The organism is Pectobacterium polonicum (genome assembly GCF_005497185.1).
In the GTDB taxonomy this organism is placed as follows: Bacteria; Pseudomonadota; Gammaproteobacteria; order Enterobacterales; family Enterobacteriaceae; genus Pectobacterium; species Pectobacterium polonicum.
Map to the genome: position 1 here is coordinate 124,201 of NZ_RJTN01000013.1, position 4,366 is coordinate 128,566.

Annotated in this window: 7 protein-coding genes; all 7 read left to right on the top strand. The window is 51.2% G+C overall.

Annotated elements, in window-relative coordinates; genetic code table 11:
* On the top strand, positions 1-636 hold a 636-nt coding region (locus EDI29_RS14280; protein WP_137741423.1), incomplete at its 5' end, for a hypothetical protein.
* Positions 636-1,565, top strand: coding sequence for a DnaT-like ssDNA-binding domain-containing protein (locus EDI29_RS14285; RefSeq protein ID WP_137741413.1), 930 nt, complete (start codon positions 636-638; stop codon positions 1,563-1,565). The genes EDI29_RS14280 and EDI29_RS14285, both read left to right, overlap by 1 nt.
* Entirely contained in the window at positions 1,450-2,058 is a 609-nt protein-coding gene (locus EDI29_RS14290) for a replication protein P (protein WP_395303236.1), read from the top strand. Before EDI29_RS14285 ends, EDI29_RS14290 begins: the two co-directional genes overlap by 116 nt.
* Positions 2,051-2,320: a winged helix-turn-helix transcriptional regulator gene (locus tag EDI29_RS14295; protein WP_137741414.1), complete on the top strand. Its 270-nt coding sequence runs from the start codon at positions 2,051-2,053 to the stop codon at positions 2,318-2,320. The genes EDI29_RS14290 and EDI29_RS14295 overlap by 8 nt, the downstream gene beginning before the upstream one ends.
* On the top strand, positions 2,317-3,096 hold the full coding sequence (locus EDI29_RS14300; RefSeq protein ID WP_137741415.1) for a hypothetical protein: 780 nt from the start codon (positions 2,317-2,319) through the stop codon (positions 3,094-3,096). The genes EDI29_RS14295 and EDI29_RS14300 overlap by 4 nt, the downstream gene beginning before the upstream one ends.
* Positions 3,093-3,539: an ASCH domain-containing protein gene (locus tag EDI29_RS14305; RefSeq protein ID WP_137741416.1), complete on the top strand. Its 447-nt coding sequence runs from the start codon at positions 3,093-3,095 to the stop codon at positions 3,537-3,539. The genes EDI29_RS14300 and EDI29_RS14305 overlap by 4 nt, the downstream gene beginning before the upstream one ends.
* Positions 3,536-4,012 (top strand): class I SAM-dependent methyltransferase, encoded by a 477-nt coding sequence (locus EDI29_RS14310; protein ID WP_137741417.1) that lies wholly within the window; start codon positions 3,536-3,538, stop codon positions 4,010-4,012. The genes EDI29_RS14305 and EDI29_RS14310 overlap by 4 nt, the downstream gene beginning before the upstream one ends.
* The last annotated feature ends 354 nt before the right edge of the window (positions 4,013-4,366 follow it).

Below are 4,366 nucleotides of genomic sequence, written 5' to 3' on the forward strand. Positions count from 1 at the left end.
GGGATAATTTTTAACGGCGAAATGGTTCGGGCGATTCTCGACGGTCGCAAGACCCAGACGCGGCGGATTATCAAAAATCAGCCATTTGACCGCAGCCAGTACCGCCATGATCACCAGATAGAAATAATCTCAGGCCGTGCTGAAAACGGTGATGAGGTTGATGGCTTGTATGCATACACCAAAAGCACTGGCGGAACATGGAGCGCTAAATGCCCATTCGGTCAGCCCGGTGATCGTCTGTGGGTGCGGGAAACCTCTGGGCTTCAAGTTCGCCGTGATGCCTTAGGCGGCACTGGTGAATTTCGCGTGTATCGCGCCAGCAATCCTGATGCCATCCGGTTCACTACGGCCAGCGGGAAAATCTATCCGATCAAATGGATACCATCAATTCATATGCCGCGCTATGCGTCTCGCATTCTGCTGGAAATTACAGATGTGCGCGTTGAGCGCCTTAAACACATCCCGCGCGATGGGATTATCGCAGAGGGATACCCAGCGGAACGAGCCACTGATGGTGGTGAGTACGATCCGTTCCTCTGGTATCGGGATTTATGGGAATCGATTTACGGCGCAGGAAGCTGGCAAGTCAACCCATGGGTATGGGCAATCAATTTTAAGCGTATCGAGGGGGAATAATGGCCCGTATACGCACAATAAAACCGGAATTCTGGACGGATGAAGACATGGCCGAGGCGTCCGAATGTGCGTGCTTGCTGGCGATTGGCTTGCTGAATTATGCAGACGATGAAGGCTATTTCAATGCCAACCCGAAGTTAATTAAAGCGGCTGTTTTTCCGCTACGTGAACCATCCATTCCTATTACCGTAATGCTACAGGAGCTTTCCAACCATGGATATCTATCCATGTTTTCCACCCCGGATGACAAGAGTTTTGGGTTAATTAGAAACTTCAAAAAACATCAGGTCGTTAACAAGGGAAAGGAAAGCAAAATCAAAGAGATGGAGTTAATACCGTATCAGTACGGTACATCTACCGTATCAGTACCTGTAGGAATGGATCAGGGATCAGGGAATGGAAAGGAAGAAACCCCACACATAGCGCGCGAGGAAAATTTACCTCCTGCTGAAAACAACGGACTGCCGGAATACATACCAGGCATCGATGAGCCGATCGGTAAATTCCCGATGTTTTCCGACTGGAGACCGTCGTTAGATTTTCGACAACGGGCTGCGCTGGCTGGGGTGGTTTTGGCAGAGGACTACCAGCCAACTGAGTTAGCGGGGTTTGTCATGTATTGGCAGCCTGAGGGGAAAGCGTTCTACCAACATCAATGGGATCAGAAATTAGCTCGGCACATCCAGCAGGTGCGGAGTTCGGCAGGTAAACAAAAAACCGGAGGTTTAAATGCAGCAACAGAACAGACCACCAGCAGTGGTGAATCTCGCGCAATGCAGAAATTCAGGGCAGCTCAATCCCAGCGCCACGCTGATGCTGGACGGGTTGTGGGAGGCGATGATCGAGATTTACACGGATCGCTGGATTACCAAAAACGGGGCGGAACCTTCTCCGGCGTGGGCGGCGGCGATTGGACATCTGACGAATGACCAGATTTCCAAAGTTATTACTGGCTGCCTGAGTCGCTGTGCCGCTGGCAATGCGTGGCCACCAGATTTGGCGGAATTTGTGTCGCTGGTGGCTGAATGCGGAGCGAACCCATTTGGCTTGAACACCGATGATGTTATGGCCGAATACAAGCGCTGGCGCAACGAGTCGTACCGATACGCCAGCAGCACAGAATTCCCGTGGCGCCAGCCTGTGCTTTATCACATTTGCATCGAAATGCGTCGGGCGGGCGTTGAGAAACGCATGACTGCGGGAGAGTTGGAGCGGCTGGCAGAACGACTGCTGAACAAGTGGGTTAAGCACGTAGCACACGGAATGAGTATTCCACCCGTTCGCCGACAACTAGCAGCACCAAAGCATCCAGGTGGGCCAACACCTGCACAGCAAATGCACGAAGAATTTCTGCGCCGCAGGGGCTCGGTATATCAAGTAACACGTAACTCAACCAACAATCGAGATTTGACCAATGACTAAAAAAATGACCACTCAGCAGCGTGTGCTGCGCTACGTTCGCCGCAACGAGGGACTGACTCGGACAGAGATTGCCCGCGGTTTAGATATAACCCGTCGTGAAGCCAGTTCAGCCCTCGGAACGCTGAGAGAAAACAACCAGGTGGCCGCAGTTGGCACGCCGGGAAAATACCGGTTTTATTTGTTCCGTGAAATTCACCCCGGTTTTGGCGTTCACCCCGCACAGGCTCGCTTTACTCAACTGCTGTCAGGAGTGCGCGCATGAAACCTGAAATTTCTACAGCCGTGATGATTGAGCGCATTCGGGAGCTGGCAACGGATAGCCCGGATAGTCAGGATCGAGTGTTATTTACTCAGGCAGCGAACCGCATCGAGCTGATGCTAGCGGCTGAATCTGGCATGTCACGCGAAATGGCCTGCATTCGTCATGCGCTCGATATCCCGCCAGATCAATCTGTTCAGTCTGGCCTCGTTGACGCGTTCGTGCAGTTGAATGCGAAAATCCAAGACCTGAGCGGACAACTGGCAGAACTGCGGGGGCAAGAGCCTGTGGCGTGGATTGTTCACGCACACGGTGGCGACCAGTTAACCCGTGATGGCGATTACGTGGCGAATGCAGAAGGGATGCATAGCATTCATTCAACACCTCTCTACGCCAACCCCGTTCCACCAGCCGCAAGCCAGCCAGCGCCGGATGAACTTTGTCGCGACAAAGCCTTCGACCTGTTCAACACATTCCCTGATGGCGATGTTGTGGACTGTGTTCAATACGCGTGGAACGCCTGCCGCGCCGCCATGCTCCAGCAGAACAATAATTCCCCGCTGTGGAACGGTATAGATTGGGCGGAGGGTTGCGCCCCAGCAATCCCTGATGGTTGGGTATTGGTGCCGTTAGCGCCGACGCCGGAAATGACAGATGCCGCAATTGGTTGTGGAGTAACCAGAGGTATGGGCGGCTCTCTTGACGTGAACTACAGAGACATATACACCGCTATGGTTTCCGCTGCTCCGCAGGCAGAACGCAAGGACGGTGACGCATGAAAGCGCTATCTATTCGCCAACCGTGGGCATGGCTTATCGTTAACGGCTACAAAGACATTGAAAACCGCACATGGAACACAAAGTATCGTGGGCCTGTGCTCATCCATGCATCGAGCAGGAAACCAACAAAAGCCGAAGTGGAAGAAGCCCGAAAGGTGCTGATGTTTAGCCACGGCGTTCATGTGTCAGTCCGTATGCCAGACCCAGAGCATTACAAGCTTGGTGGAATTGTCGGCGTGGCGACGATCACCGGAACCTGTGAAAGCAGTTCATCCCCCTGGTTCTTCGGTCCCGTTGGCTACCAACTCAGGGACTCCAGGCCTCTTAAGTTTCGCCCATTGCGAGGCCGATTGAGTTTCTTCGATACACCATGGCGACTGCATGGCAGGTTTAATCTGCTGGTGCATGAAACCTACCGCGACAAGACGGAGGGGACGCTATGACTCAAATCCTCGATATGTGCTGCGGTAGCCGCATGTTCTGGCATGACAAAAGCGATCCACGCGCGGTGTTTATTGATAACCGCAACGAACAGCACACGCTGTGTGATGGCCGCAGCCTGGTTATTTCGCCGGACATCATCGCCGACTTTCGCCAGTTGCCGTTTGCTGATGAGTCTTTCCCTGTCGTTGTATTCGATCCCCCGCACCTAGAGCGGGCGGGGCCAGAGGGCTGGATGCGCAAAAAATACGGCGTACTAAACCCTCTGACGTGGCGTGATGATTTACGCGCCGGATTTAGTGAAGCGTTTCGCGTTCTGCGACCTGCTGGCGTGTTGATTTTCAAGTGGAATGAAACGCAGATCCCGACCAGCCAGATTTTAGCTCTGACAGATGAGAGACCGATCATCATCCAGCGCACGGGAAAAAATGACAAAACGCATTGGGTTATTTTTGTTAAAGGCGGTGCTGTATGAGTATTTGGCCTTCTGGTATTTAGTAGCGGACTAATCTATGATACTTGATTATTATTATCAGTTTGAAGAGTCCGAAGGCGCTTCCTTATGGTTTGTAATTAAACAATAGAAAGTGATATTCTTCATTATTGCAGGTTTTTATAATTCATTTGAAGGTTCAATTCTGAATTTTATTGGTTAGAGTTAAAGAATCAATAGGATTTGATATTTTAATTTTATTAAAAAGGATTGTCATATATGGATTTTTTTTGGGTTAATCTGGGAACGAGTTTTAAAGAAGTTAAAGATCATGGTTTTCTGTGGGCGCCGAAATATGCTATTAACGCAAAGGGAAAAGAGATCAAAAATGCTGGC

Excerpts from the sequence above, each read along its gene's own strand:
- EDI29_RS14305 (WP_137741416.1), top strand. The coding sequence starts at position 3,093 with ATGAAAGCGCTATCTATTCGCCAACCGTGGGCATGGCTTATCGTTAAC.
- EDI29_RS14290 (WP_395303236.1), top strand. The coding sequence starts at position 1,450 with ATGCTGGACGGGTTGTGGGAGGCGATGATCGAGATTTACACGGATCGC.
- EDI29_RS14300 (WP_137741415.1), top strand. The coding sequence starts at position 2,317 with ATGAAACCTGAAATTTCTACAGCCGTGATGATTGAGCGCATTCGGGAG.
- EDI29_RS14310 (WP_137741417.1), top strand. The coding sequence starts at position 3,536 with ATGACTCAAATCCTCGATATGTGCTGCGGTAGCCGCATGTTCTGGCAT.
- EDI29_RS14295 (WP_137741414.1), top strand. The coding sequence starts at position 2,051 with ATGACTAAAAAAATGACCACTCAGCAGCGTGTGCTGCGCTACGTTCGC.
- EDI29_RS14285 (WP_137741413.1), top strand. The coding sequence starts at position 636 with ATGGCCCGTATACGCACAATAAAACCGGAATTCTGGACGGATGAAGAC.